General features: G+C 38.1%; 29 protein-coding genes and 1 pseudogene. 3 read left to right on the top strand and 27 right to left on the bottom strand.

Going from position 1 to position 21,724, the window contains the following annotated elements:
* Nucleotides 1-302 precede the first annotated feature (302 nt).
* On the top strand, nt 303-962 hold the full coding sequence (locus ACFVT8_RS20670) for a hypothetical protein (protein WP_387085030.1): 660 nt from the start codon (nt 303-305) through the stop codon (nt 960-962).
* Nucleotides 963-1,139: 177 nt separating this feature from the next.
* Here ACFVT8_RS20670 and ACFVT8_RS20665 read toward each other — a convergent pair whose 3' ends face one another.
* The gene (locus ACFVT8_RS20665) at nt 1,140-1,814 is read right to left on the bottom strand and encodes a KinB-signaling pathway activation protein (RefSeq protein WP_387085028.1); all 675 of its coding nucleotides are present in this window, start codon (nt 1,812-1,814) and stop codon (nt 1,140-1,142) included.
* A 152-nt stretch (nt 1,815-1,966) separates the two neighbouring features.
* On the opposite strand from ACFVT8_RS20665, the gene gerD reads away from it, so the two are divergent.
* Nucleotides 1,967-2,566, top strand: coding sequence for a spore germination lipoprotein GerD (gene gerD / locus ACFVT8_RS20660; protein WP_387085025.1), 600 nt, complete (start codon nt 1,967-1,969; stop codon nt 2,564-2,566).
* Between the two features lie 54 nt (nt 2,567-2,620).
* On the opposite strand, the gene ACFVT8_RS20655 is transcribed toward gerD, so the two are convergent.
* The 4 genes from ACFVT8_RS20655 to ACFVT8_RS20640 form a co-directional block, all read right to left on the bottom strand.
* Nucleotides 2,621-3,676: a P-loop NTPase gene (locus tag ACFVT8_RS20655; RefSeq protein WP_387085023.1), complete on the bottom strand. Its 1,056-nt coding sequence runs from the start codon at nt 3,674-3,676 to the stop codon at nt 2,621-2,623.
* A 71-nt stretch (nt 3,677-3,747) separates the two neighbouring features.
* The gene (locus ACFVT8_RS20650; RefSeq protein ID WP_387085021.1) at nt 3,748-4,461 is read right to left on the bottom strand and encodes an N-acetylmuramoyl-L-alanine amidase; all 714 of its coding nucleotides are present in this window, start codon (nt 4,459-4,461) and stop codon (nt 3,748-3,750) included.
* 312 nt (nt 4,462-4,773) lie between these two features.
* Nucleotides 4,774-5,724: a DUF4822 domain-containing protein gene (locus ACFVT8_RS20645; RefSeq protein WP_387085019.1), complete on the bottom strand. Its 951-nt coding sequence runs from the start codon at nt 5,722-5,724 to the stop codon at nt 4,774-4,776.
* Between the two features lie 386 nt (nt 5,725-6,110).
* Nucleotides 6,111-7,058: a DUF4822 domain-containing protein gene (locus ACFVT8_RS20640; RefSeq protein ID WP_387085045.1), complete on the bottom strand. Its 948-nt coding sequence runs from the start codon at nt 7,056-7,058 to the stop codon at nt 6,111-6,113.
* A 476-nt stretch (nt 7,059-7,534) separates the two neighbouring features.
* Here ACFVT8_RS20640 and ACFVT8_RS20635 point away from each other — a divergent pair, with 476 nt between their 5' ends.
* Entirely contained in the window at nt 7,535-8,125 is a 591-nt protein-coding gene (locus tag ACFVT8_RS20635) for an ankyrin repeat domain-containing protein (protein ID WP_387085017.1), read from the top strand.
* Nucleotides 8,126-8,317: 192 nt separating this feature from the next.
* On the opposite strand, the gene ACFVT8_RS20630 is transcribed toward ACFVT8_RS20635, so the two are convergent.
* From ACFVT8_RS20630 to rpsH, 22 genes and pseudogenes are all read right to left on the bottom strand, one after another.
* Nucleotides 8,318-8,668, bottom strand: a complete 351-nt coding sequence (locus ACFVT8_RS20630; RefSeq protein WP_387085015.1) for a hypothetical protein — start codon at nt 8,666-8,668, stop codon at nt 8,318-8,320.
* Between the two features lie 372 nt (nt 8,669-9,040).
* Nucleotides 9,041-9,433, bottom strand: coding sequence for a 30S ribosomal protein S9 (gene rpsI / locus ACFVT8_RS20625; RefSeq protein WP_004233744.1), 393 nt, complete (start codon nt 9,431-9,433; stop codon nt 9,041-9,043).
* A 25-nt stretch (nt 9,434-9,458) separates the two neighbouring features.
* Nucleotides 9,459-9,896 (bottom strand): 50S ribosomal protein L13, encoded by a 438-nt coding sequence (gene rplM, locus ACFVT8_RS20620; RefSeq protein ID WP_004233742.1) that lies wholly within the window; start codon nt 9,894-9,896, stop codon nt 9,459-9,461.
* Between the two features lie 390 nt (nt 9,897-10,286).
* Nucleotides 10,287-11,027 (bottom strand): tRNA pseudouridine(38-40) synthase TruA, encoded by a 741-nt coding sequence (truA, locus tag ACFVT8_RS20615; RefSeq protein WP_387085013.1) that lies wholly within the window; start codon nt 11,025-11,027, stop codon nt 10,287-10,289.
* A 14-nt stretch (nt 11,028-11,041) separates the two neighbouring features.
* Nucleotides 11,042-11,839, bottom strand: coding sequence for an energy-coupling factor transporter transmembrane component T family protein (locus tag ACFVT8_RS20610; RefSeq protein WP_387085011.1), 798 nt, complete (start codon nt 11,837-11,839; stop codon nt 11,042-11,044).
* Nucleotides 11,836-12,708, bottom strand: coding sequence for an energy-coupling factor ABC transporter ATP-binding protein (locus ACFVT8_RS20605; protein WP_387085009.1), 873 nt, complete (start codon nt 12,706-12,708; stop codon nt 11,836-11,838). The genes ACFVT8_RS20610 and ACFVT8_RS20605 overlap by 4 nt, the downstream gene beginning before the upstream one ends.
* Nucleotides 12,684-13,529, bottom strand: coding sequence for an energy-coupling factor ABC transporter ATP-binding protein (locus tag ACFVT8_RS20600; protein WP_387085007.1), 846 nt, complete (start codon nt 13,527-13,529; stop codon nt 12,684-12,686). Before ACFVT8_RS20600 ends, ACFVT8_RS20605 begins: the two co-directional genes overlap by 25 nt.
* Nucleotides 13,530-14,026: 497 nt before the next feature.
* Nucleotides 14,027-14,407 (bottom strand): 50S ribosomal protein L17, encoded by a 381-nt coding sequence (gene rplQ, locus ACFVT8_RS20595; RefSeq protein ID WP_012296051.1) that lies wholly within the window; start codon nt 14,405-14,407, stop codon nt 14,027-14,029.
* Nucleotides 14,408-14,463: 56 nt separating this feature from the next.
* Nucleotides 14,464-15,408: a DNA-directed RNA polymerase subunit alpha gene (locus tag ACFVT8_RS20590; protein WP_004233733.1), complete on the bottom strand. Its 945-nt coding sequence runs from the start codon at nt 15,406-15,408 to the stop codon at nt 14,464-14,466.
* Nucleotides 15,409-15,547: 139 nt separating this feature from the next.
* On the bottom strand, nt 15,548-15,937 hold the full coding sequence (gene rpsK / locus ACFVT8_RS20585) for a 30S ribosomal protein S11 (RefSeq protein WP_053482801.1): 390 nt from the start codon (nt 15,935-15,937) through the stop codon (nt 15,548-15,550).
* A 25-nt stretch (nt 15,938-15,962) separates the two neighbouring features.
* Entirely contained in the window at nt 15,963-16,328 is a 366-nt protein-coding gene (gene rpsM / locus ACFVT8_RS20580; RefSeq protein WP_053482802.1) for a 30S ribosomal protein S13, read from the bottom strand.
* Nucleotides 16,329-16,352: 24 nt separating this feature from the next.
* A complete protein-coding gene (gene rpmJ / locus ACFVT8_RS20575) occupies nt 16,353-16,466 on the bottom strand; it encodes a 50S ribosomal protein L36 (RefSeq protein ID WP_000868344.1) in 114 nt (37 codons plus the stop codon).
* Nucleotides 16,467-16,503: 37 nt separating this feature from the next.
* Entirely contained in the window at nt 16,504-16,722 is a 219-nt protein-coding gene (gene infA / locus ACFVT8_RS20570) for a translation initiation factor IF-1 (RefSeq protein ID WP_004233690.1), read from the bottom strand.
* Between the two features lie 86 nt (nt 16,723-16,808).
* Nucleotides 16,809-16,886, bottom strand: a pseudogene (locus tag ACFVT8_RS20565) (type I methionyl aminopeptidase); the annotation flags it as partial.
* Nucleotides 16,887-17,136: 250 nt separating this feature from the next.
* Nucleotides 17,137-17,790 (bottom strand): adenylate kinase, encoded by a 654-nt coding sequence (locus ACFVT8_RS20560; protein ID WP_387085004.1) that lies wholly within the window; start codon nt 17,788-17,790, stop codon nt 17,137-17,139.
* Nucleotides 17,791-17,860: 70 nt separating this feature from the next.
* Entirely contained in the window at nt 17,861-19,156 is a 1,296-nt protein-coding gene (secY, locus tag ACFVT8_RS20555; RefSeq protein WP_387085002.1) for a preprotein translocase subunit SecY, read from the bottom strand.
* Nucleotides 19,156-19,596, bottom strand: coding sequence for a 50S ribosomal protein L15 (gene rplO / locus ACFVT8_RS20550; RefSeq protein ID WP_010860592.1), 441 nt, complete (start codon nt 19,594-19,596; stop codon nt 19,156-19,158). The genes secY and rplO overlap by 1 nt, the downstream gene beginning before the upstream one ends.
* A 34-nt stretch (nt 19,597-19,630) precedes the next feature.
* Complete coding sequence (rpmD, locus tag ACFVT8_RS20545) at nt 19,631-19,813, bottom strand: 50S ribosomal protein L30 (protein WP_053482805.1); 183 nt, start codon at nt 19,811-19,813, stop codon at nt 19,631-19,633.
* A gap of 13 nt (nt 19,814-19,826) precedes the next feature.
* Nucleotides 19,827-20,330: a 30S ribosomal protein S5 gene (gene rpsE / locus ACFVT8_RS20540; protein WP_053482806.1), complete on the bottom strand. Its 504-nt coding sequence runs from the start codon at nt 20,328-20,330 to the stop codon at nt 19,827-19,829.
* 21 nt (nt 20,331-20,351) lie between these two features.
* Nucleotides 20,352-20,711 (bottom strand): 50S ribosomal protein L18, encoded by a 360-nt coding sequence (rplR, locus tag ACFVT8_RS20535; protein ID WP_387084998.1) that lies wholly within the window; start codon nt 20,709-20,711, stop codon nt 20,352-20,354.
* Between the two features lie 32 nt (nt 20,712-20,743).
* Nucleotides 20,744-21,283, bottom strand: coding sequence for a 50S ribosomal protein L6 (rplF, locus tag ACFVT8_RS20530; RefSeq protein ID WP_197142509.1), 540 nt, complete (start codon nt 21,281-21,283; stop codon nt 20,744-20,746).
* A gap of 30 nt (nt 21,284-21,313) precedes the next feature.
* Nucleotides 21,314-21,712 (bottom strand): 30S ribosomal protein S8, encoded by a 399-nt coding sequence (gene rpsH, locus ACFVT8_RS20525; RefSeq protein WP_008181717.1) that lies wholly within the window; start codon nt 21,710-21,712, stop codon nt 21,314-21,316.
* Nucleotides 21,713-21,724: the final 12 nt, after the last annotated feature.

Raw genomic sequence — 21,724 nt, 5'->3', positions numbered from 1 at the left:
CGTTCGTCCTGAGCCAGGATCAAACTCTCCATAAAAGAAATTTGATTAGCTCAAATTGTTTTGCTGGCATCATGTTTGATGTCCAAAATTGTGTTCCGTTCACCAACTCAAGGTTAGCTACTAAAAACTTTATTGATTACGTTTTGCTTGTTCAGTTTTCAAGGTTCATTTTTTCAATTACTGCGTCACCTCTTGGCGACTTATACATAATAACATCGATTATTCATGAAAGTCAACACTAAATCATAAGTTTTTTTAGGAACTTTATTTTTTCGTTTAAAAATGATAGAAACGAGGTTGTTATGATGGTTCGTAAAACGTTGATTTCACTGATTTTAATCGTAATACTGTTTGTCTTTATAAAACCGATAAACTCTACTATGATTTCTGTATTTAACATCGCTGATGCCCCAGCAGTTGTAACAAAAGGACATTATGGTACATCACTTATTGTCGAAATTTCTTTCTCTGATGAAAACCTATTGGACTGGCTTAAAACTGTAAAAGAACCTTATCCGCTTCTATTATTAGATGCTGCATGGATTGAACGTTCACCTGAACACCTAAAAGTCATTCAAGAGCGAAAACTACCTACAGGATTATTAGGGCCTGAGGATTCAGTGGAAAAGCCAATTGATCTTGCCCTCGTTCAAAAAGATATTAATATTTACGAAAAGCAATTTCAAGAAACACCACTATGGTTTGCAACACGAAATCACCAGTATTCTAAAGATTTACAAAGCAACTTATTTCAACAGCAGATGAATATACTTTCTCCCTCTCTCATCTGGAAAGGTGAAAAGGCACCTAAATTACAAAAGGGAGATTTTGTTTTTATGTCTTTACACCAAAATAATAAAATCTCGTTTAAAGAGCTGAATACATTTCTACAACAAAATAAATTTATGTCGATTGAGGAAAATATATTCGGCTATAAAGTTCAAACTAAAAAATCACCCTAAAGTGAAACTTTAATCAGTGGGGTTTTCTTCATCCCCACTGATTATTTGTCTTCACCAATCGGGCTTTTACGAGCCGTTGATTTCCCACCTATCATCTTTACTTTCGGTAATTACTGCCCGTTAATGCGGGATAAAAAAGAAGTTGCCTCCAACTACATAGAGGCAACTTCTTTTTTATTATGCGTTTTTTACTTGTTCACGACGCGCTTTACGGCGTGCTTCTAATTTTTGACGATCTTCCTCGGATTTTGCATTATATTTTGGTAATACTAATAATTGATAAGCGTTTACAGCTAGTAATGGGAATAGTAATAGTGCAACATACTCGTTAATATTTTCATCTCGACCCATTAATGCAATTGTCCATTCCAGAGTTGTAACGACAATCATAAAAAATAAAGCTGAAATGAAAACATGTTTTTTCCCTGTTAATTTTACTTTTTGAATGGCTGTTACTATGGCGCCTAATAGTAATACAACTAACAAACCAACATAGAATAACCAGCTTTGTCCATCTTTTACACCTGGTATAAAGCGGAAGAATATAATATCAAAAATAGTAAAAGCAATTAATAATAGCTGTACCCAATTCCATAATGTAAGTGTTCTAAAAATATTTACTCCCACTTGATGGAGTGTTAAATAAGCAAAAAAGCCCGCTTGTGCAATAACACTCATTGTAAACCCTAAGAAAACCATCCATAAAAGCCCGGCAATAAATTCACCCCAGTGACCGTTTGTTATGTATGGTTGGAAGAAGTCCCATCGAATAAATAAACTGCAAATTCCGTTGACTGCGCCACCAACGAGCATTGCAAAGAAGAAAAACTTTGCCCAATTTCGTATCGTCACAACTAAAAGTCCCCCAATTTCTCAATTATATCTGTACTTATTTTAACAATGCATTGTTAAAAAAGCTATTTCTCATCGTAACCAATACATAAAGTCATCATAAATGTGAACAATAATTGAAAGAGTCTATTTATAGAAAGGACTGATGATTGATGCGAAAATTTTTCTTACTACTAATTCTAATGCTTTTTCTTTCCGCCTGTTCACAAGATAAAGCCTCTACCATGTCCTATGATGAAATAAAAAAAATAATGATCGACTCATTACAAACCGAGGATGGTAAAAAGGCTTTGCGAAAACTTTTAGAGGAACCAAGTTTCCGTGAATTATTGGTTTTGGAGCATGATGAAGTGAAGAAAGCTACTGAAGCTACCTTGCTTTCCAAAGAAGCCGAAGATTTTTGGAAGAAAACATTCGAAGATCCGAAGTTTAAGGAAACTGTAGCTAAAAGTATGCAAAAGCAACAACAGGATATTATGAAGGAATTAATAAAAGACCCTTCTTTCCAAAAAGATATGGAGGCTTTCTTTGGTCAGCCAGATATGCAAAAGCAGTTAGAGACTATTCTAAAATCCTCCAATATGAGAAAACAAACGGAGGAGATCGTTAAAGAAACGATTGAAAGTCCGCTTATGCAATCAAAATGGCAGGAGCTTATTAGGAAAAGCGGCGGCGAAGCAGCTAAAGCTGGTGGCGGTAAAAAAGAACCTGGTGGCAGTGGTGAAGGGAATGCACAAAAAGGCTCTGAGTAAAACTTAATATATGCAAAAACGGATTTCCTCTATTGTTCGAGGAAATCCGTTTTATTAATTATTTAATTTATTGATGATGCTCGTCGCGATGTCTAAATAAATTTGGCCTGTAGTGTGTTTTTCAGCATAAACAGAAGGTGCAAAATCTTCTTCTGACCAGTCAGGCTGTCCAAGAGGAATTTGACCAAGCAGCTCTGTACGTAGTTCTTCTGCTAACTTAGGGCCTCCGCCTTGACCGAATACGAATTCACGGTCACCTGATTTCGATTCATACCATGCCATATTTTCAATAACACCTAAAATTTCATGGTCTGTTTGTAAAGCCATTGCACCTGCACGAGCTGCAACGAATGCTGCTGTTGGATGTGGTGTTGTTACGACAATTTCTTTTGATGAAGGAAGCATTTGGTGAATATCTAATGCAACGTCACCTGTACCTGGTGGTAAATCCAATAGGAGATAGTCTAGCTCACCCCATTCTACATCACGGAAGAACTGATCTAACACTTTACCTAACATTGGTCCACGCCATACAATTGGTGCATTGTTTTCAACAAAGAAGCCCATTGAAATCATTTTCACACCTAAACGATCAACAGGGAAAATTCGATTATCTACCACTTTGGGCATATCTGTAACACCCATCATATCAGGCACACTGAACCCATAAATATCAGCATCAATTAAGCCAACCTTCTTACCTAGACGAGCTAAAGCAACAGCTAAGTTAACTGATACTGTAGATTTCCCTACACCGCCTTTACCAGAGGCAATTGAAATAACTTGTACTGTGCTGAGTGGAGATAAAATATCTTGTGCCTCAGCCTCAGTTGCTACGCCACGGAAGCTCTGTAGTTTTTCTGCTGACAGCTCTTCGAAACGAATACCAACTGTATTTGCACCCGCTTCTTTCAAAACATCAACAATTTTCATTTGTAGCTGTAATTGTTCAGGTGTATTTGTTTTAGCAATCGCAATTTTTACACTGACATGATTCTTCTCTTCTTTTATCGCTACGTTTGTAATACCGTTTGTTTCTGCAAATGATTTATGTAAAAATGGATCTTGTAGTTGTCCTAGTATTTCTCGTACTTGTTGTTCAGTTATCACGACGAACACTCCCCTTATATTATCTCAATGTTAGTATATCATAATGACTTGATTTTCGTTGTGTAGTTGCTCTATTCAATTTTAGCTAATAAATACTCTTCTATACCTTCAACAATGGCATCTCCCATTTTTTCTTGGTATTTCTTATCGGTTAACAGTGCGCGTTCCTCATCATTACTTATAAACCCTGTTTCTACTAGTGCAGCAGGTACTTCAGCTTTTTTCAGTAAATATATTTGTTTTATAGACATCGCTTCACGATCTGTATTTTTCAAATTAGTGCGAATGGAGTCTTGAATGCTCTTTGCCAGTAATTCACTTTCAGCATGTCCTTCTTTATGATAAAACACCTGTGCACCACGCCACTTTGTTTCAGGAATGGCATTTGCATGAATTGTAATAAAAAGATCCGGTTTTTCTTTTTCTACTATGTCTTTTCTTAAAAAGATGTCCTGCTTTTTTCGTTCTCTCAATGTCCCAAACTTTTCTGATGACGCGTGCTCATCAATAACATCTCCATCTTTAGTTCGAGTCATTACAACTGTTGCGCCTTTTTTCTTTAATTGCTTCTCCACATGCTGAGCAATTGCAAGTGTAATATCCTTTTCAATTACTTCGCCCTTTGAAGCACCTCCATCCTGACCACCGTGTCCCGCATCAATGACAATTTTTACGCCACCAAGTGGGTCCGGTAAGAAGAAGTTACGGTTCGAAGCATTCGTTTCATATGCCACGACCACTATACTCATTAGCATAATTACTCCTAGTGCAAGCCAGCGCTTCACCCATATCCACCACCCTTTTACAAATAGTGTACGAAGTTAGTGATTGAACTATGCCAGAAAGTAAAAAAAACTCTCAAGTAATCAATTATGCCTCGGCATAATTGTGTCTGGAATCTACTTTGTACTCGCACCAAGAACTCATTTTCGATTCCTGACATCCGCTGAAGGCTTTAACTTCTTTGTAGCGGATGTTTAGACATCCGCTACAAGAAGTTAAAATTAGGAGTTTGAATTTATAGTGGAAGATACTTGTTTAGTTATGATAAAACGGCATTAATCCTTTTTTAATACAAGGACTAAAGCCGTTAATTTTCATTTTAGTGTAAATTCTGGTTTAAAGTTACCTGTATAAGGTTCATGCTCAACGAATACTGTTATATCCTTACCGTCTTTATCTTTACCAGTTCTGATATATGTGAATTTCTTATTATTTAGCTCAGTAATTTCGAGCACAACCCCATATTTATTTTCACCAATCGAAACATGAGCTCTTAATTTATTTCCATCGATCACATTAAAGTATCCATAGTCACCACGACTTTTACCTGTTTCAGGATTGAAAAATTCATATTTATTCGTATTAGCATCATATTTCGCAATGCTAATAAAATTTGTATTATATTGTGTTACATCATTTTTGTTTGCATCTAATACAACCGTTCCTTGCCAAAGCGTACCAGCTAAAATTTTATCTCCATCCACATCCTTAACAATAGTGCCTGTAGACTGATTTAATTTTTTATCTGGTGCCGTAAATGTTAGGTGTTTTTCCTTATAAGGAGTATGCTCAACAAATACCTCTATATCGCTACCATTTGCATCTTTCCCCATTCGTTTATAAGTAAACATATTATTTGTTAGCTTAGTAATATCCGCTACTTCTTGGTAATTCTTCGTTTCCGAAATCAAAATTCTATGCTTTCCGTCATTCGTAATAAAGAATACTCCTTTATCGTCGATGCTTCCAGCTGTATTTGGATCGAAGAATTCATAGCGTCCTGAATCGCCATCATATTTCGCAAGGCCCATTAAATTTGAATTCTCTGCTGTTAAATCTTTATTGTTTTTATCGTAAATTTTTGTGGCTTGCCAATCTGTACTACTGAGAATTTGAGCATTTGCTTGACCTTTTGTTATTTCTACCTGTCTTTGATCTGCATTATTTCCCGTTTTTACTTCTTCAGTTTTTTTCACGTCAGTTTTATTTTGACATGCGCCAAGAAGTGCCACTGCTGCAAGTGATACTATTAATAACCTTTTCATATATTGACCTCCGTTTTTCAAAAATTTTTTAAACCAAAGCCTTTTAAGAAATAACAACCTAAAAGCAGTATCGCCATTTCCACGTAAAATACACATTACTTTAATAAAAGTGCTATTGATTATCATATGGAGGGAAAAAATTGATTGCGTCGTTAGTTAAATCAATTATGCCTCGGGCGGCATACTTCTGTACCGGTCGCTACCAAAGCATTCCTAACTGCCGTTTCACTTTCGTTACTTAAAACATTTGTAACTGCCGTTTCACTTTCGTTACTTAAAACATTTGCTGAAAGAAGTTAAAATATTTCTTCTACCCAAAAACAGCATTAGCCCATTAAAGGACTAACGCTGTTTTTTCACTTTATTTTATCAGAGGAAATAGCAATTTATTTTAGTGTGAATTCTGGATTATATTCACCTTCATATGGTTCATGCTCTACAAATACAGTTATATCATTACCATCTTTGTCTTTGCCTGTTCTCTTATACGTAAATTTCTTATTATTAAGCTCAGTGATTTCAAGTGCTACACCATATTTATTATCGCCAATTGAAACATGGGCTCTAATTTTATTTCCGTGGATTATATCAAAATAACCATAGTCTCCACGACTTTCACCTGTTTCAGGGTTAAAGAATTCATATTTATTCGTGTCTGCATCAAATTTTGCGATACTAATGAAGTTCTTATTAAACTCCGTTACATCATTACCATCTTCATCTAATACAACAGTTCCATGCCATAATGTATCTGCTAAAATTTTATCGCCATCCACGTCTTTTACAATATCATCTGTAGTAGCATCTAAAGTTTTAACAGGATCAGTAAACGCAAGCTCTTTATCAGTATAAGGAACATGCTCAACAAAAACTTCTACATCGTTACCTTCCTTATCTTTCCCCATCCTTTTATAAGTAAAGATATTGTTATTTAGCTCTGTAATTTCCACAACCGCTTGATAATTTTTTGATTCAGAAATTAATATTCTGTTCTTCCCATCATTTGTGATAAAGAATGTCCCTTTGTCATCTCGACTTTCGCCTGTTGCGGCATCAAAGAATTCATAGTGACCTGTTTCAACATCATATTTTGCTAAACCAATAAAATTCGTGTTCTCCGCTGTTAAGTCATTATTTTCTTTATCGTAAACCTTTGTCCCTTGCCAGTTTGTGCCGCTAAGAACGGTAGCCATTTCTTGTCCTTTTGTTAACTGTTCTACCGCTTGTTCCTGCTTTTTGTTTCCTGTTGCAGCACTCTCAGTTTTTACTTCCGCACTTTCAGCATCATTTTTCTTTGCTGGCTCCTTATCTTGACAAGCTGCAAGAAGAGCCATTGTTGCAACAGATACTATTAATAATTTTTTCATATCTCTTTACCTCCATTTTTTATTAATATTTAGTTGTGCCAAACCTTCCTAAGTTAGATGAAATTAAAAGAAAGTAGCAACAGTTCAAGTTATAGTTCCTACACAAATTAACCTGCAAATCATCCTTTCTAATTGGTTTGATGTCTCATTGAAAACAATATTAATATTGAATGTTAAACTCCCTCTAAATAATTCCTTAAAAAAATATAAAATTATCCAAAAATAATTTTAATAATTTAAATTGAAAATACGAAAATTGAACAAAAAAAAACTCGTCTATGACGAGTTTTAATTTCCGCTTTAACATACAAATCTTACTATTTAGATATTTTCGTTTAAATATCTTCATGCTACCATATTTCTATAAAGCGAAAAAACGAATAGGGGCAATACTCACTATGTGAGATTCGAATTCCTCTAACAAAGAAAAGAGGGTGAAAGAGATGAACCAACAACTGATTACTTTGGCTATGAATGGTGAGACTGATAAAGTTTTGACACTTCTTCGAGATGGAGCAGACATTAACGCAACTGATAAGCATGGAAGAACAGCAGTTTTAGCAGCAACTTATAACAATAAGAAAGAAACTGTAAAAGCACTTATTCAATCTGGTGCTGATATTAATATTCGAGACAACAATTTAGAAAATGTACTTCTGCATGCAGGTGCCTCAGGATATCTTGATATACTTAAACTCGCAATTGAAGCTGGTGCTGATACAAAGCTTACAAACAGATTTGGAGGCGTAGCTATTATTCCTGCTTCAGAGCGAGGACATGTCGAAGTTGTACGGGAGCTACTTACCCATTCAGATATTGATGTCAATCATATTAATAATTTACATTGGACAGCCTTATTAGAAGCAGTCATTTTAGGCGATGGTGGAAAGAAGCATATAGAAATCGTACAGCTATTAGTTGACCACGGTGCAGATATTAATATTGGGGATCGAGATGGGGTCTCACCTTTACAGCATGCAAAAAAACGAAGGTTCCATGAAATTGAAAGGATTTTAAAAAAAGTAATGGAGTAAGCTGATTGAGGAGGTTTCAACTATTATACGTGATACTGTAATAGTTGGTCCTGTTCCTGAGCTTTCGGTGCAGGTTCGCGAACTTCATCGCCAATTTTATGCGGCGAAGGATTTTAATAATAATGAAAAGCAATCTATGGAGTAACTCCAAAGATTGTTTTCGTTTTATTTAATCATATGCGTTTTATAGATTTATAGTGCTTTTATATACTTTAAGATGTTGTCAATATTTTCCGAATTATATTCTGCCTCTGATAAAAGATAGTATCCACTTTTAGAAAAATCAATGTGACCAAGTAAACTTTTTAAGTATGGAGAAATCAAAACCAAAACGCCATCATTTTCTAATAATTCCTCTGGAGATTCATACCCATGAGTAACTTCTACGTTAAAAGAACTCAAATTATTTTCTTTCAAAGAAATTTCAATACTTTTTCTTAGTCTCGTTGACTTTTTTTTCAAAAAGAATCCTTCTCTATCTAAACCTGTTGCAAATCCCCTAAACCCCATTGCTAATTTTGGATAAATATAAATCATTTTCATTATGATCACCCTTTCAAAAGAATTATGACTCTTTTAATATTAACCATAAATTTTTCTCCAACCATTCTTTTAAGTCAGATTGAGGAATCCGTTCATTATCCTATCGTTCTACTATATCCTGTATTAAACCATTTGAAAATAAATTATAGCTACTTAGCCTTATATGAGATGCTTGTTCCTAGTACCGGTGTTTCTCCTCCAGCGTTCTTCAGATTCTGCGTCGCTACGGACACCCTTGCTCTTGGCAACCTCTACTTCTGTCTTCGGGGTTTAGGACTTCCACCCTATAGTTCATACGCATGCCGAGTGCGCATAAAAAAACCCCTTCTCGAAAATTCGAGAAAGGGCTTGTAAACGTTGATATAACAACGATTAACGTTTTGAGAATTGAGGTGCACGACGAGCGCCGCGTAGACCTGGTTTTTTACGTTCTTTCATGCGTGAATCACGAGTAAGTAATCCAGCAGATTTTAATGCAGCACGGAAATCTGGGTCTACTTGAAGTAGAGCACGAGCGATACCGTGACGTACTGCACCAGCTTGACCAGTGTATCCACCACCGTTAACGTTTACGTGGATATCATAGCTTCCTGTAGTTTCAGTAGCTACTAATGGTTGCTTAATTACTTCACGTAATGCAGCGAATGGTACGTATTCTTCGATTTCACGTTTGTTGATAACAATTTTACCTGTACCTGGTACTAAACGTACGCGAGCTACAGAGCTTTTACGGCGACCAGTGCCGATGTATTGAACTTGTGCCAAAGTAATATCCTCCTCTTAATTTATATTATCCGCGAAGCTCGTATGCTTCTGGTTTTTGTGCAGCATGTGGATGCTCTGTTCCAGTATAAACGTTAAGTTTAGTGAACATTTTGCGACCTAAAGAGTTTTTAGGAAGCATACCTTTAACTGCTAATTCGATCATTCTTGTTGGGTACTTATCTAACATTTCACCAGCAGTACGAGTTTTTAAACCACCCGCAAATTGAGTATGGTGACGGTAAAGTTTACCCTCTAATTTGTTACCAGTTAAATGGATTTTGTCAGCGTTGATGATGATTACATGATCACCTGTGTCAACGTTTGGTGTGAATGTTGGTTTATGTTTACCACGTAAGATAGCAGCTACTTCAGAAGCTAAACGTCCAAGAGTTTGGCCTTCTGCATCAACTACTAGCCATTTACGGTCTACTTCGTGACCTTTAGCCATGAATGTTGTACGCATGTATATATCCTCCTAATCGATTCGATTACCGTTATTTTTCATTAAACTACACTATAAGTTTTCGGGGCTTATTTGTGGTGGTAATGAAAATACCATCTGTTATCATATAATGAATGACTTTTAAAGTCAAGCAATTTCAATAAACACCTGGAGAAGTTGTTCAGATTCATTTATTGGTTAAATTGGGGCTTTTATTAGCCTTCATTTTTAAAATATAATGTTATTTCGTGTCAAAAATTTCTTAACATTATAATGGCTCCTCACCAAAACGAGGGGTTTATTTCCGTTCCGACTGAGCGCTTTTCTGGGGGCGTCCAGTCTCCTCCAATCAACTTATCCTCATGATATACATTAAACAAAATGACATTGCCCAACTTTGGATAAGTCATTTTAATAGAATACTTTCTCAAGATACAGACCTTGTGGCGGTGCAGTCTTGCCCGCTTTATCGCGATTCATAGATTGAACGACTAACTCAACATTCTCAATGTCACGACGTCCTATACCAACTTCCCAAAGTGTACCCGCGATAATACGTACCATATTATATAAGAAGCCATTTCCTTCAATCACCATATGAAGCTCTTCACCATACCATTCAAATTGCAGTGAAGTTACTGTGCGCACCTTATCTTTGACACTTGTATTGGCTGCACAAAAGCATGAAAAATCATGGGTACCGATAATAGCTTTTGCTGCCTCCTGCATTGCCTCAACATTCGGTTTCACGCCATTTGTCTCAACAGTGTAATGCCGGCGGAATGGACTCTGTACATGCTCACATGACCATATATACCGGTACTGCTTCCCAGTTACACTGTAGCGCGCATGAAAGTCTGCAGCAACTTCTTCAATCGACATTACCCGAATATCTCTTGGCAGTTGAACATTCAGTGCCTTCATGTATTTATCTACCGGAATCGCGAGTGGTGAATCAAAATGCAAAGTTTGACCTGTTGCATGCACCCTTGCATCTGTACGTCCACTAGCTGTTACCTTTATCTTTTCCCCTTTATGCATAATAGCTAGAACGCGCTCAAGCTCTGCCTGTACTGTGCGCTCTCCAGGCTGTACTTGATAACCAGAAAATTGTGTTCCATCATAACTTATAATTGCTTTTAATCGTCGCATAAAGCTTACTCCTTTTAACTTCTATAGAAGAATAGTAATACGGCCATTGCTACTAATAACACAAGTGAAAATGTATCACTCATATCCCATTTTAACTTGCGATATCTTGTACGCCCTTCGCCTCCACGGTAGCCTCTTACTTCCATAGCTGTTGCTAAGTCCTCTGCTCGTTTAAAAGCACTTACAAAGAGAGGTACCAGTAATGGCACAACCGCTTTAATACGATCCTTTATTGGTCCAGAAGATAAATCCGAACCACGTGCCATTTGCGCTTTCATAATTTTATCTGTTTCATCCATTAACGTTGGAATAAAGCGTAATGAAATAGACATCATTAGAGCTAACTCATGTACAGGTACTTTCACCGCTTTTAATGGATTTAGCAGTACTTCAATGCCATCAGTAATGGAAATCGGAGACGTTGTAAGCGTTAAGATAGATGTCATAAACACTAGAACTAGGAAACGTATCGAAATAAATATCCCTTGTCGGATACCTTCCTCATAGATCGTGATAAACTTCCACTCAAATACTGGGGCACCTTCTTTCGTCATAAATATATGAATCAAGAAGGTAAATGCCATTAAAAAAAGTACTGGCTTTAGACCATTAATTAAAAAATACAGCCGAATACGTGATACTAGCACAATAAGTAAAGTAAATGCCAATAGCAAGGCATATGTCACTGTGTTGTTTGCTAAAAAAACAATAATAATGAATGCAAACACAAATATAAGCTTTGATCGTGGATCGAGCTTATGAACTGGAGAATCTCCTGGAAGGAAGCGTCCAAATATCATTTTCTCCATCATGACTGTCCACGCTCCTCTCTTAGCACTCGAGCAATTTCAGTGGCCAGCTCTTCCTCGGTTAAGCATATCTTTGAAAAGGTTTTGTTTATCATTTTTTCGATTTTTTGTTGAAAACGTACGATACGAGGTGGTTCTAAGCGGTAATTTTTTAATGTCTCTACATCTTTGAAAATTTCCTGTGGTATGCCACTTAGTACATTTTTCCCTTCATGCATAATGACAATATTGTCTGCATAACGAGCTGCGTCCTCCATACTGTGCGTAACGAGAATCGTCGTTAGACCACGTTCCTTGTGTAGCTTATAAAACATATCCATAATTTCTTTCTGGCCACGTGGATCAAGACCTGCAGTTGGTTCATCTAAAACAATAACTTCAGGTTCCATCGCTAAAACACCAGCAATTGCAACCCTGCGCATTTGTCCACCCGATAAATCAAAAGGTGATTTTTCAAGTACGTTCTCTGGTAAACCAACTAAGGCTATAAGCTCTTTTGCTCGCGCTTCAGCCTCTTGCTCCGATACACCAAAATTCATAGGACCAAACATAATATCCTTTAATACGGTTTCTTCAAATAATTGATGCTCCGGGAATTGAAACACAATACCAACCTTTTGACGTACAGCCTTTAAATTCTTCGCCTTTTTTCCAGCTACAACAATGCGATCCCCAATATGTACTTCCCCAGAAGTTGGTCTTAGAAGTGCATTAAAATGCTGAAGAATTGTCGATTTACCGGAACCCGTATGCCCGATAATTGCTTGATACGTGTGTGAAGGAATTTCAAAATCTACATCGAATAATGCACGTTTTTCAAAAGGTGTACCTTGTGAATAGGCATAGCTTACTTGTTGAAGTTTGATGTCCATATATCATTCACCAACTCTTCTTCTGTCATATGTTGCCCCATTAACGGAACACCTTCCTTTTGCAATAACTTTGATAACTTCATGGCAAATGGCAAATCTAGCCCAAACTCAACTAGCTTGTCCCCTAGAGTAAAAATTTCAGCAGGTGTACCCTCAGCAAATTTCTTTCCATCATTCATGAAGAGAACACGATCTGCAAGCATCGCTTCCTCTAAATCATGCGTAATAGATATTACTGTTAACCCTGTTTCAGCACGCAAAGTTTGAACTGTTTGTAATACCTCAGCACGCCCTTGGGGATCTAGCATAGACGTTGCCTCATCTAAAATAAGGAGCTTAGGCTTCATAGCAAGTGCGCCTGCAATGGCAACACGCTGCTTTTGCCCACCTGATAAATGATGTGGCTCATGATCCAAAAAATCACTCATTTTTACTTGTTCTAGTGCCGCATGTACGCGTTCTACCATCTCTTCAAACGGTACTCCATTATTTTCAAGAGCAAAAGCAACATCATCTTGGACTGTCGCTCCAACAAATTGATTGTCTGGGTTTTGAAAAACCATGCCCATCTGTGAGCGACTTTCCCATAGGTTTTCTTCACTTAATGGTTCACGTAAAATACGAACATCACCCTGTTGTGGGTAAAGTAAACCATTCATAAGCTTTGCAATGGTGGATTTACCAGAGCCGTTATGGCCAACAATGGCAATCCATTCTCCTTCCTGTACTGCAAAGCTTACATCTTCAACAGCATTGCGGCTTTCTTTTTCTTCTGGTGTATATGAAAATGTCACATTATTTAATGATAAAATTTCTGGCATTTCTAGAACTCCTCTCTACATGCTCAGCTCTACTAACTAACTTACACTTTTTTATGTATGAATTCTACTACAATCAGTATGTCGATAAAAGAAAAGTGCTAAAACCACTTTTCTTTTATTTCACTTGAAATATAGTAATAAATATAATTTATAGAATACATCAAAATATTGGAGTAAGGCACCCCAAATATTCTTGCGATCGCTATTAAAAAACGAGAATATAAAAAAAAGCACCATTGCATTGGCGCTATCATACTTCCCTAAAAAATAAAAAAGCGCGCACCTCATTCGATAGAAATGCGCTAGTCGTTACATTTTCAAGAAACACGGGTGCTCAAGCCCTTGTTCCCTCTGAATGAGGTGCGGAGAGCTAAACGAGACGCCACACAACAGTGTCCGCTCATCATAACGCTCAGCTTAATTATTTGTCGTATAAATCGTTTATAAAGAAAGAGGGTGGTGGTTCCACCCTCTTCACCACTTGTCTTCTCTTATGATTAAACTAATTCAATCACAACAACAGGTGCACCGTCACCACGACGAGGACCTACTTTAAGAATACGAGTGTAACCACCTTGACGTTCTGCATAACGTGGTGCAACATCATCAAATAACTTTTGAAGTGCAAATGAAGTTGTTTCGTTACCTTCTGCATCAGTAGTTGTTACTAGTTCACGACGGATGAATGCAGCAGCTTGACGGCGTGCGTGTAAATCTCCGCGTTTACCTAAAGTAATCATTTTTTCAACAGCTTTACGTACTTCTTTAGCGCGAGCCTCAGTAGTTTCGATACGCTCGTTGATGATTAAATCAGTAGCTAAGTCACGTAACATCGCTTTACGTTGAGAACTTGTACGACCAAGTTTTCTGTAACCCATGGATGTTTCCCTCCTTTATAAAAAATATCTGATCTTATAAGTTTTGTTTAAATCGCTTAGTCTTCTTTGCGTAATCCTAAACCAAGCTCTTCTAACTTCGCTTTTACTTCTTCTAGTGACTTACGTCCAAGGTTACGAACTTTCATCATGTCGTCTTCTGACTTATTCGCAAGTTCTAGTACTGTGTTAATACCAGCGCGTTTTAAGCAGTTATAAGAACGAACAGAAAGATCAAGTTCTTCGATAGTCATCTCTAAAACTTTTTCTTTTTGATCTTCTTCTTTTTCGACCATGATTTCAGCAGTTTGTGCCTCATCTGTCATGCCCACGAAGATGTTTAGATGCTCGGTTAAAATTTTTGCTCCGAGCGAAATCGCCTCTTTCGGACCGATGCTACCATCTGTCCACACATCAAGAGAAAGTTTATCGTAGTCAGAAGACTGACCTACACGAGTATTTTCCACTTGGAAATTGACGCGTGATACTGGAGTGTAAATAGAGTCGATCGGGATCACGCCGATAGGAAGATCCTCACGTTTGTTTTGATCAGCAGGAGTGTAACCACGGCCGCGTTGAGCGTACATACGCATACGTAAATGACCGTTTTTAGCGATTGTTGCAATATATAGATCCGGGTTTAAAATTTCTACATCACTGTCATGTGTAATGTCAGCAGCTGTAACTGTACCATCGCCTTTTACATCAATCTCAATAACTTTTTCTTCGTCAGAGTAGATTTTAAGAGCTAGTTTTTTCACGTTCAAAATAATTGAAGCTACATCCTCTACAACGCCTTCTACAGTTGAGAATTCGTGAAGAACACCGTCAATTTGAATTGAAGTGACAGCAGCTCCTGGTAATGAAGACAGAAGGATACGACGTAAAGAATTACCCAAAGTGTTTCCATATCCGCGTTCAAGCGGTTCTACAACAAACTTTCCATATTTGGAATCTTCGCTGATCTCCACCGTTTCAATCTTTGGTTTTTCAATTTCGATCATTTTATTTACCCTCCTTCAAAACATCAAATGTATAGGTTCTTTCCATCATAGATTCGATCGTCATTGACGTATCGTTTATTATCTGCACAAGACAGTCTGTACAAAAAATGATGTTCTCATACAATATGAGACGCACCCATTACACGCGACGACGTTTTGGCGGACGGCAACCGTTATGAGGAACTGGAGTAACGTCTTTAATAGCAGTTACATCTAAACCAGCAGCTTGAAGTGCACGAATTGCAGCTTCACGTCCTGCGCCAGGACCTTTAACAGTTACTTCCAACGTTTTTAGACCATGTTCAAGGGATGCTTTAGCAGCAGTTTCTGCAGCCATTTGAGCAGCGAATGGTGTAGATTTACGTGAACCACGGAAACCAAGAGCACCAGCACTTGACCAAGATACAGCGTTACCTTGCATATCTGTAATCGTTACGATTGTATTGTTAAATGTAGAACGAATGTGTGCGATACCAGATTCGATATTCTTTTTCACACGACGTTTACGAGTTTGTTGTTTACGAGCCATGTTAAGAAGGAACCTCCTTTACTTATTATTTTTTCTTGTTCGCAACTGTTTTACGAGGACCTTTACGCGTACGCGCATTGTTCTTCGTATTTTGACCACGAACAGGTAAACCACGACGGTGACGGATACCACGGAATGAACCGATTTCCATCAGACGTTTGATATTTAATGAAGTTTCGCGACGTAAGTCACCTTCAAGTTTGTATGTGTCTAATTGTTCACGGATTTTGTTTAACTCATCTTCAGTTAAGTCGCGTACGCGTGTATCTTCTGAAATACCTGCGTCAGCTAATACTTTCTGAGCTGTAGTTTTACCAATACCGTAAATGTAAGTTAATGAAATTACCACGCGTTTGTCGCGAGGAATGTCAACACCAGCAATACGTGCCATGTACGTTGTGCACCTCCTTTAGAATTATCCTTGTTTTTGTTTGTGTTTAGGATTTTCACAGATTACCATTACTTTACCGCGTCGGCGAATTACTTTACATTTTTCGCAGATCGGTTTCACAGATGGTCTCACTTTCATCTAACCTAACCTCCTTAGTAGTCCGGAGCGCAAAAGATTATTTAAAACGGTATGTGATACGACCGCGAGTTAAATCATAAGGAGATAATTCGATAGTAACCTTATCTCCAGGTAGAATGCGGATAAAGTGCATACGAATCTTACCAGATACGTGTGCTAAAATCACATGTCCATTTTCTAATTCTACCTTAAACATCGCGTTTGGCAAAGTCTCAACAACTGTTCCTTCGACTTCAATTACATCATCTTTCGCCATCTACTCTGTCTCCTCTCTATATGCAAATTAAAGTTCTCATCGTTACATCAAACGGATATCTGCTGCAACTATAGAAGCAACCTCGTTTCAACATATGTTTGGATTGTATGAGAGATGTTTGAAAGACGCTCGTCTGGTTTCGCTTCACACAATCCACGGAATACACAGAACCATTAAGGGCACTGAAACTCCGATGTTTACACGAATACCGGAATGTCTTGGATGAGATATTCATACCCGTTTACACAGATGCTTCCACGAAACCCATTATACTCTTTCAAAAGTAATGTTGCACTTTTTAAAAGAAATATATACCGGGCACAATATGCTTTTGCAACTCTCAAAAAAATTATGTTTCGTTGTTGCTCCCGCATGCCTCCCGCGGAAACAGTATTCTGCGCCCGGAGCCGGGTATCAGCTGCGGCTGCCCTGTAATAGAGCATCAAGATCAGCAAACACTTTGTTAATATCTTGCTGTCCATCTATATTTGTTAACACACCTTTTACTTCATAGTAGTTAAGTAAAGGTTGTGCTTGTTTCATATTTACTTCCAGACGGTTTGCAACCGTTTCAGGATTATCGTCCGCACGTGTATAAAGCTCGCCACCATCTTTATCACATTTTCCTTCCTCAGCTGGAGGATTGAAAATTAGGTGATAAGATGTACCACAAGTTTTACAAATACGACGACCTGATAGACGAGCAACTAGCTCATCTTTTTCAACTTGGATGTTAATTGTATGTTCAATAGCTTTGCCAAGATCAGCAAGGATGCTGTCTAAAGCTTCAGCTTGAGGAACAGTACGTGGGAACCCATCTAATAAGAAGCCCTTTTCACAATCAGGTTTAGCAAGTCGTTCACGAACAATACCAATCGTTACTTCATCCGGTACTAGAGCACCTTGATCCATAAACGATTTAGCCTGTAAGCCTAGTTCTGTACCATCTTTAATAGCAGCACGGAACATATCGCCTGTAGAAATATGAGGAATCGCGTACTTCTCAACAATTTTATCTGCCTGAGTACCTTTACCAGCACCTGGCAGACCCATTAAAACGATATTCATACGGAAATATTCCTCCCACAAAAGGTTTGCTGATTTCAGGAAACGATAGAACGTTCCCTAAAAACCAACATTACTTCATAAAGCCTTTGTAGTGACGTTTAACAAGTTGAGATTCTAGCTGTTTCATCGTTTCGAGCGCTACGCCGACTACGATAATAATACCAGTACCACCGATCTGCACTGTGGCAGGTAGATTCATAAAGTTCATGATAATCATCGGCATTACTGCAATAACAGTTAAGAACATCGCACCGACAAATGTCAGACGATATAACACGCTTGTTAAATACGTTTGAGTACTTTCACCCGGACGAATACCCGGAATGTAAGCACCTTGCTTTTTCAAGTTATCTGCCACATTTTCTGGATTCACTTGTACGAATGCATAGAAATATGTGAAAGCGATGATCAATACAACGTAAATAATCATCCCAACAGGATTATTATAATCAAACGTGTGTTCAATGAATGTTGATACAGGACCATCACCAAAGAATGGAGCTAATACACGTGGTGTCGTCAGAAACGCTGATGCAAAGATTACCGGAATAACCCCTGCAGCATTTACTTTTAACGGTAAATGCGTTTGTTGAGCACCTGCTTGTTGGTTGCGCCCAGTAACTCGTTTAGCATATTGAATTGGAATTTTACGTAGTGCTTGTTGCACGTAGATAACTCCAACAACAACTGCAAGCATAACTAAAACAAGCAATCCAAGAATCACTAGATTGATAAATAGTTTATCACCAGCACCCTCGATTTGCTGTGCATAGATTTGGTTAATGGCATTCGGTAATGCCGCAGTAATACCTGCGAAAATTACAATAGAAATACCATTTCCAACGCCATGTGCAGTAATTTGTTCAGCAAGCCATACTAGGAATGCTGTACCCGCTGTTAATACAATGGAAATTGTAACATATGTTAAAATTCCTTCTTCTTTAATCAATGATCCGCCATACATTCTATTAAAGCCAAATGACATTGCAAATGATTGGATAAAGGCAAGAATAATTGTAAAGTAACGAGTAAATTGAGCAAGTTTTCGTCTTCCGACTTCACCTTGCTTTGCCCACTCAGCAAATTTCGGTACTACGTCCATTTGCAATAACTGAACAATGATTGAAGCAGTGATGTAAGGATAAATTCCCATCGCAAAGATAGAGAAGTTCTTTAAAGCACCACCGCCAAAAGTATTCAGGAAACCAACGAGACTGAACTCATCAGTTGCCTTTAATACATTAGCGTCAACGTTTGGTACTGGTACAAACGTACCAATACGGAAAACGATTAACATTAAAAGAGTAAAAATGATTTTATTTCGTATATCTCGAACACGCATAAAGTTAGAGATCGTCTGAAACATTAAATCACCTCAGTAGTTCCGCCGGCATTTTCAATTGCTTCTTTAGCCGAAGCTGAGAATTTATGAGCTTTTACTGTAAGCTTTTTGTTAAGAGTTCCGTTTCCAAGAACTTTAATTCCAGCTTTTTCATTGCTCACTAAACCTGTTTCAAGTAATAATGCAGTTGTTACCTCTGCACCATCTTCAAAACGATTTAATGTGTCAAGATTAACGATCGCGTACTCTTTACGGTTAATGTTAGTAAAGCCGCGTTTCGGTAAACGACGGAATAAAGGGTTTTGACCACCTTCGAATCCTGGGCGTACACCGCCACCAGAACGAGAGTTTTGACCTTTATGACCTCTACCTGCAGTTTTACCGTTACCAGAACCGATACCGCGACCTACGCGGTTACGTACTTTACGGGAACCTTCTGCTGGTTTTAACTCATGAAGTTTCATATAGGATGGCACCTCCTTGTTCGTTAATTAAAAATTAGTTTTCTTTTACAGTAACTAAGTGAGCTACTACATCGATCATACCGCGAGTTGCTGCATTATCAGCTTTCTCAACAGTTTGGTGTAATTTGCGTAAACCTAGAGCTTCGATTGTTTTACGTTGCGCAGGTTTAGAACCAATCACAGATTTTGTAAGGGTGATTTCTAATTTGTTAGCCATTATCTTTCCCCCCTTATCCTAATATTTCTTCCACTGATTTACCACGTAATTTAGCTACGTCCTCTACGCGTTTTAATTCAGTTAAACCTTGAATAGTTGCACGCACCATATTGATTGGTGTGTTAGTTCCAAGAGATTTTGAAAGAATATCAGTAATACCAGCAAGTTCAAGTACGGCACGTACTGGACCACCAGCGATAACTCCTGTACCAGGAGCAGCAGGTTTAATTAGGATTTCTCCTGCACCAAAGCGACCTTGCACTAAGTGTGGAGTTGTTCCACCTACGCGTGGCACTTCGATTAAGTTTTTCTTCGCATCTTCAACAGCTTTACGGATAGCATCTGGCACCTCTTGAGCTTTACCAGTACCGAAACCAACATGACCGTTTTTATCGCCAACAACAACTAATGCTGTGAAGCGGAAGCGACGTCCACCTTTAACAACTTTAGCAACACGGTTAATAGTAACTACGCGTTCTTCAAGTTCTCCAAGTTTGTTTGCGTCAATTCGACTCATGAAATGTGTCCCTCCTTTTTATTAAAATTGTAAACCATTTTCACGTGCAGCTTCAGCTAAAGCTTTTACACGTCCATGATATAAGTAACCACCACGGTCAAATACTACAGCAGTAATATTTTTTTCCGTAGCGCGTTTTGCGATTGTTTCACCGACTTTAGTTGCAGCATCAACATTGCTACCAGCAGCTTCAAAACCATTTTCTTGAGAAGATGCGCTAACAATTGTTACGCCTGCTACGTCATCGATAAGTTGAGCGTAGATGTTCTTGTTAGAACGGAATACGTTTAAGCGTGGACGCTCAGCAGTACCCGAAATTTTAGAACGTACGCGTGCATGACGTTTTTTACGAACCTGATTTTTATCTTGTTTCGTAATCACAAGGGTCACTCCTTTCTAATGCCTAGGCAGCATTATTTACCTGTTTTACCTTCTTTACGACGAACGTATTCGCCTTCGTAACGGATACCTTTACCTTTGTAAGGCTCTGGTGGACGCACGTCACGGATGTTAGATGCAAGAGCGCCAACGCGTTCTTTGCTGATACCTTTAACGATGATTTTAGTGTTAGAAGGAACTTCTACTTCTAGACCATCTTCAGGTGTGAACTCAACTGGATGTGAATAACCTACGTTAAGAACAAGTTTTTTACCTTGTAATTGCGCACGGTAACCGACACCGATAAGTTCTAATGATTTTTCGAAACCTGCAGAAACACCAGTAATCATGTTCGCTAATAGCGCACGAGTTGTACCGTGGTTTGTGCGGTGTTCTTTTGAGTCAGAAGGACGAGATACTGTGATTACGTTACCTTCTTGCTCAATTTTCATATCTTGGTGGAAAGAACGAACAAGTTCGCCTTTAGGACCTTTAACAGTAACAGTGTTGTCAGCTGCAACAGTAACAGTTACGTTAGCTGGTACCTCGATAATTTTTTTACCTACACGAGACATTTAGTTGCACCTCCATTCATTTATTGCTAATTACCAAACGTATGCTAGAACTTCGCCGCCAACTTGTTTAGCGCGAGCTTCTTTATCTGTTAATAAACCTTGTGAAGTTGACACTAAAGCGATACCAAGACCGTTCAGTACTTTAGGCACTTCATTTGTTTTTGCATATACTCGTAAACCAGGTTTAGAAATACGTTTTAAACCAGTGATAACACGCTCGTTATCTTTACCGTATTTTAAGAAGATACGGATGATACCTTGTTTGTTGTCTTCCACGTATTCTACGTCACGTACGAAACCTTCACGCTTTAAAATTTCAGCGATTTCTTTTTTCACGTTGGAAGCTGGTACTTCTAACTTCTCGTGACGAACCATGTTCGCATTACGAATGCGAGTAAGCATATCTGCAATCGGATCAGTCATTGTCATTACATTTACCTC

It is taken from the genome of Lysinibacillus sp. NPDC058147 (assembly GCF_042884205.1).
Classification (GTDB): domain Bacteria; phylum Bacillota; class Bacilli; order Bacillales_A; family Planococcaceae; genus Lysinibacillus.
This window is presented reverse-complemented; position numbering and strand designations above follow the sequence as displayed.

Excerpts from the sequence above, each read along its gene's own strand:
- rplF (WP_197142509.1), bottom strand. The coding sequence starts at position 21,283 with ATGTCTCGTGTAGGTAAAAAAATTATCGAGGTACCAGCTAACGTAACT.
- ACFVT8_RS20645 (WP_387085019.1), bottom strand. The coding sequence starts at position 5,724 with ATGAAAAGGTTATTAATAGTATCACTTGCAGCAGTGGCACTTCTTGGC.
- truA (WP_387085013.1), bottom strand. The coding sequence starts at position 11,027 with ATGCGACGATTAAAAGCAATTATAAGTTATGATGGAACACAATTTTCT.
- rpsK (WP_053482801.1), bottom strand. The coding sequence starts at position 15,937 with ATGGCTCGTAAACAACAAACTCGTAAACGTCGTGTGAAAAAGAATATC.
- rpmD (WP_053482805.1), bottom strand. The coding sequence starts at position 19,813 with ATGGCTAACAAATTAGAAATCACCCTTACAAAATCTGTGATTGGTTCT.
- rplM (WP_004233742.1), bottom strand. The coding sequence starts at position 9,896 with ATGCGTACAACATTCATGGCTAAAGGTCACGAAGTAGACCGTAAATGG.
- rplO (WP_010860592.1), bottom strand. The coding sequence starts at position 19,596 with ATGAAACTTCATGAGTTAAAACCAGCAGAAGGTTCCCGTAAAGTACGT.
- ACFVT8_RS20635 (WP_387085017.1), top strand. The coding sequence starts at position 7,535 with ATGAACCAACAACTGATTACTTTGGCTATGAATGGTGAGACTGATAAA.
- ACFVT8_RS20640 (WP_387085045.1), bottom strand. The coding sequence starts at position 7,058 with ATGGCTCTTCTTGCAGCTTGTCAAGATAAGGAGCCAGCAAAGAAAAAT.
- ACFVT8_RS20610 (WP_387085011.1), bottom strand. The coding sequence starts at position 11,839 with ATGATGGAGAAAATGATATTTGGACGCTTCCTTCCAGGAGATTCTCCA.
- ACFVT8_RS20605 (WP_387085009.1), bottom strand. The coding sequence starts at position 12,708 with ATGGACATCAAACTTCAACAAGTAAGCTATGCCTATTCACAAGGTACA.
- rpsM (WP_053482802.1), bottom strand. The coding sequence starts at position 16,328 with ATGGCACGTATTGCTGGTGTTGACATTCCTCGCGACAAACGCGTGGTA.
- ACFVT8_RS20590 (WP_004233733.1), bottom strand. The coding sequence starts at position 15,408 with ATGATCGAAATTGAAAAACCAAAGATTGAAACGGTGGAGATCAGCGAA.
- ACFVT8_RS20630 (WP_387085015.1), bottom strand. The coding sequence starts at position 8,668 with ATGAAAATGATTTATATTTATCCAAAATTAGCAATGGGGTTTAGGGGA.
- gerD (WP_387085025.1), top strand. The coding sequence starts at position 1,967 with ATGCGAAAATTTTTCTTACTACTAATTCTAATGCTTTTTCTTTCCGCC.
- ACFVT8_RS20670 (WP_387085030.1), top strand. The coding sequence starts at position 303 with ATGATGGTTCGTAAAACGTTGATTTCACTGATTTTAATCGTAATACTG.
- secY (WP_387085002.1), bottom strand. The coding sequence starts at position 19,156 with ATGTTTCAGACGATCTCTAACTTTATGCGTGTTCGAGATATACGAAAT.
- rpsE (WP_053482806.1), bottom strand. The coding sequence starts at position 20,330 with ATGAGTCGAATTGACGCAAACAAACTTGGAGAACTTGAAGAACGCGTA.
- ACFVT8_RS20600 (WP_387085007.1), bottom strand. The coding sequence starts at position 13,529 with ATGCCAGAAATTTTATCATTAAATAATGTGACATTTTCATATACACCA.
- rplQ (WP_012296051.1), bottom strand. The coding sequence starts at position 14,407 with ATGGGTTACAGAAAACTTGGTCGTACAAGTTCTCAACGTAAAGCGATG.
- rpmJ (WP_000868344.1), bottom strand. The coding sequence starts at position 16,466 with ATGAAAGTGAGACCATCTGTGAAACCGATCTGCGAAAAATGTAAAGTA.
- ACFVT8_RS20560 (WP_387085004.1), bottom strand. The coding sequence starts at position 17,790 with ATGAATATCGTTTTAATGGGTCTGCCAGGTGCTGGTAAAGGTACTCAG.
- infA (WP_004233690.1), bottom strand. The coding sequence starts at position 16,722 with ATGGCGAAAGATGATGTAATTGAAGTCGAAGGAACAGTTGTTGAGACT.
- rpsH (WP_008181717.1), bottom strand. The coding sequence starts at position 21,712 with ATGACAATGACTGATCCGATTGCAGATATGCTTACTCGCATTCGTAAT.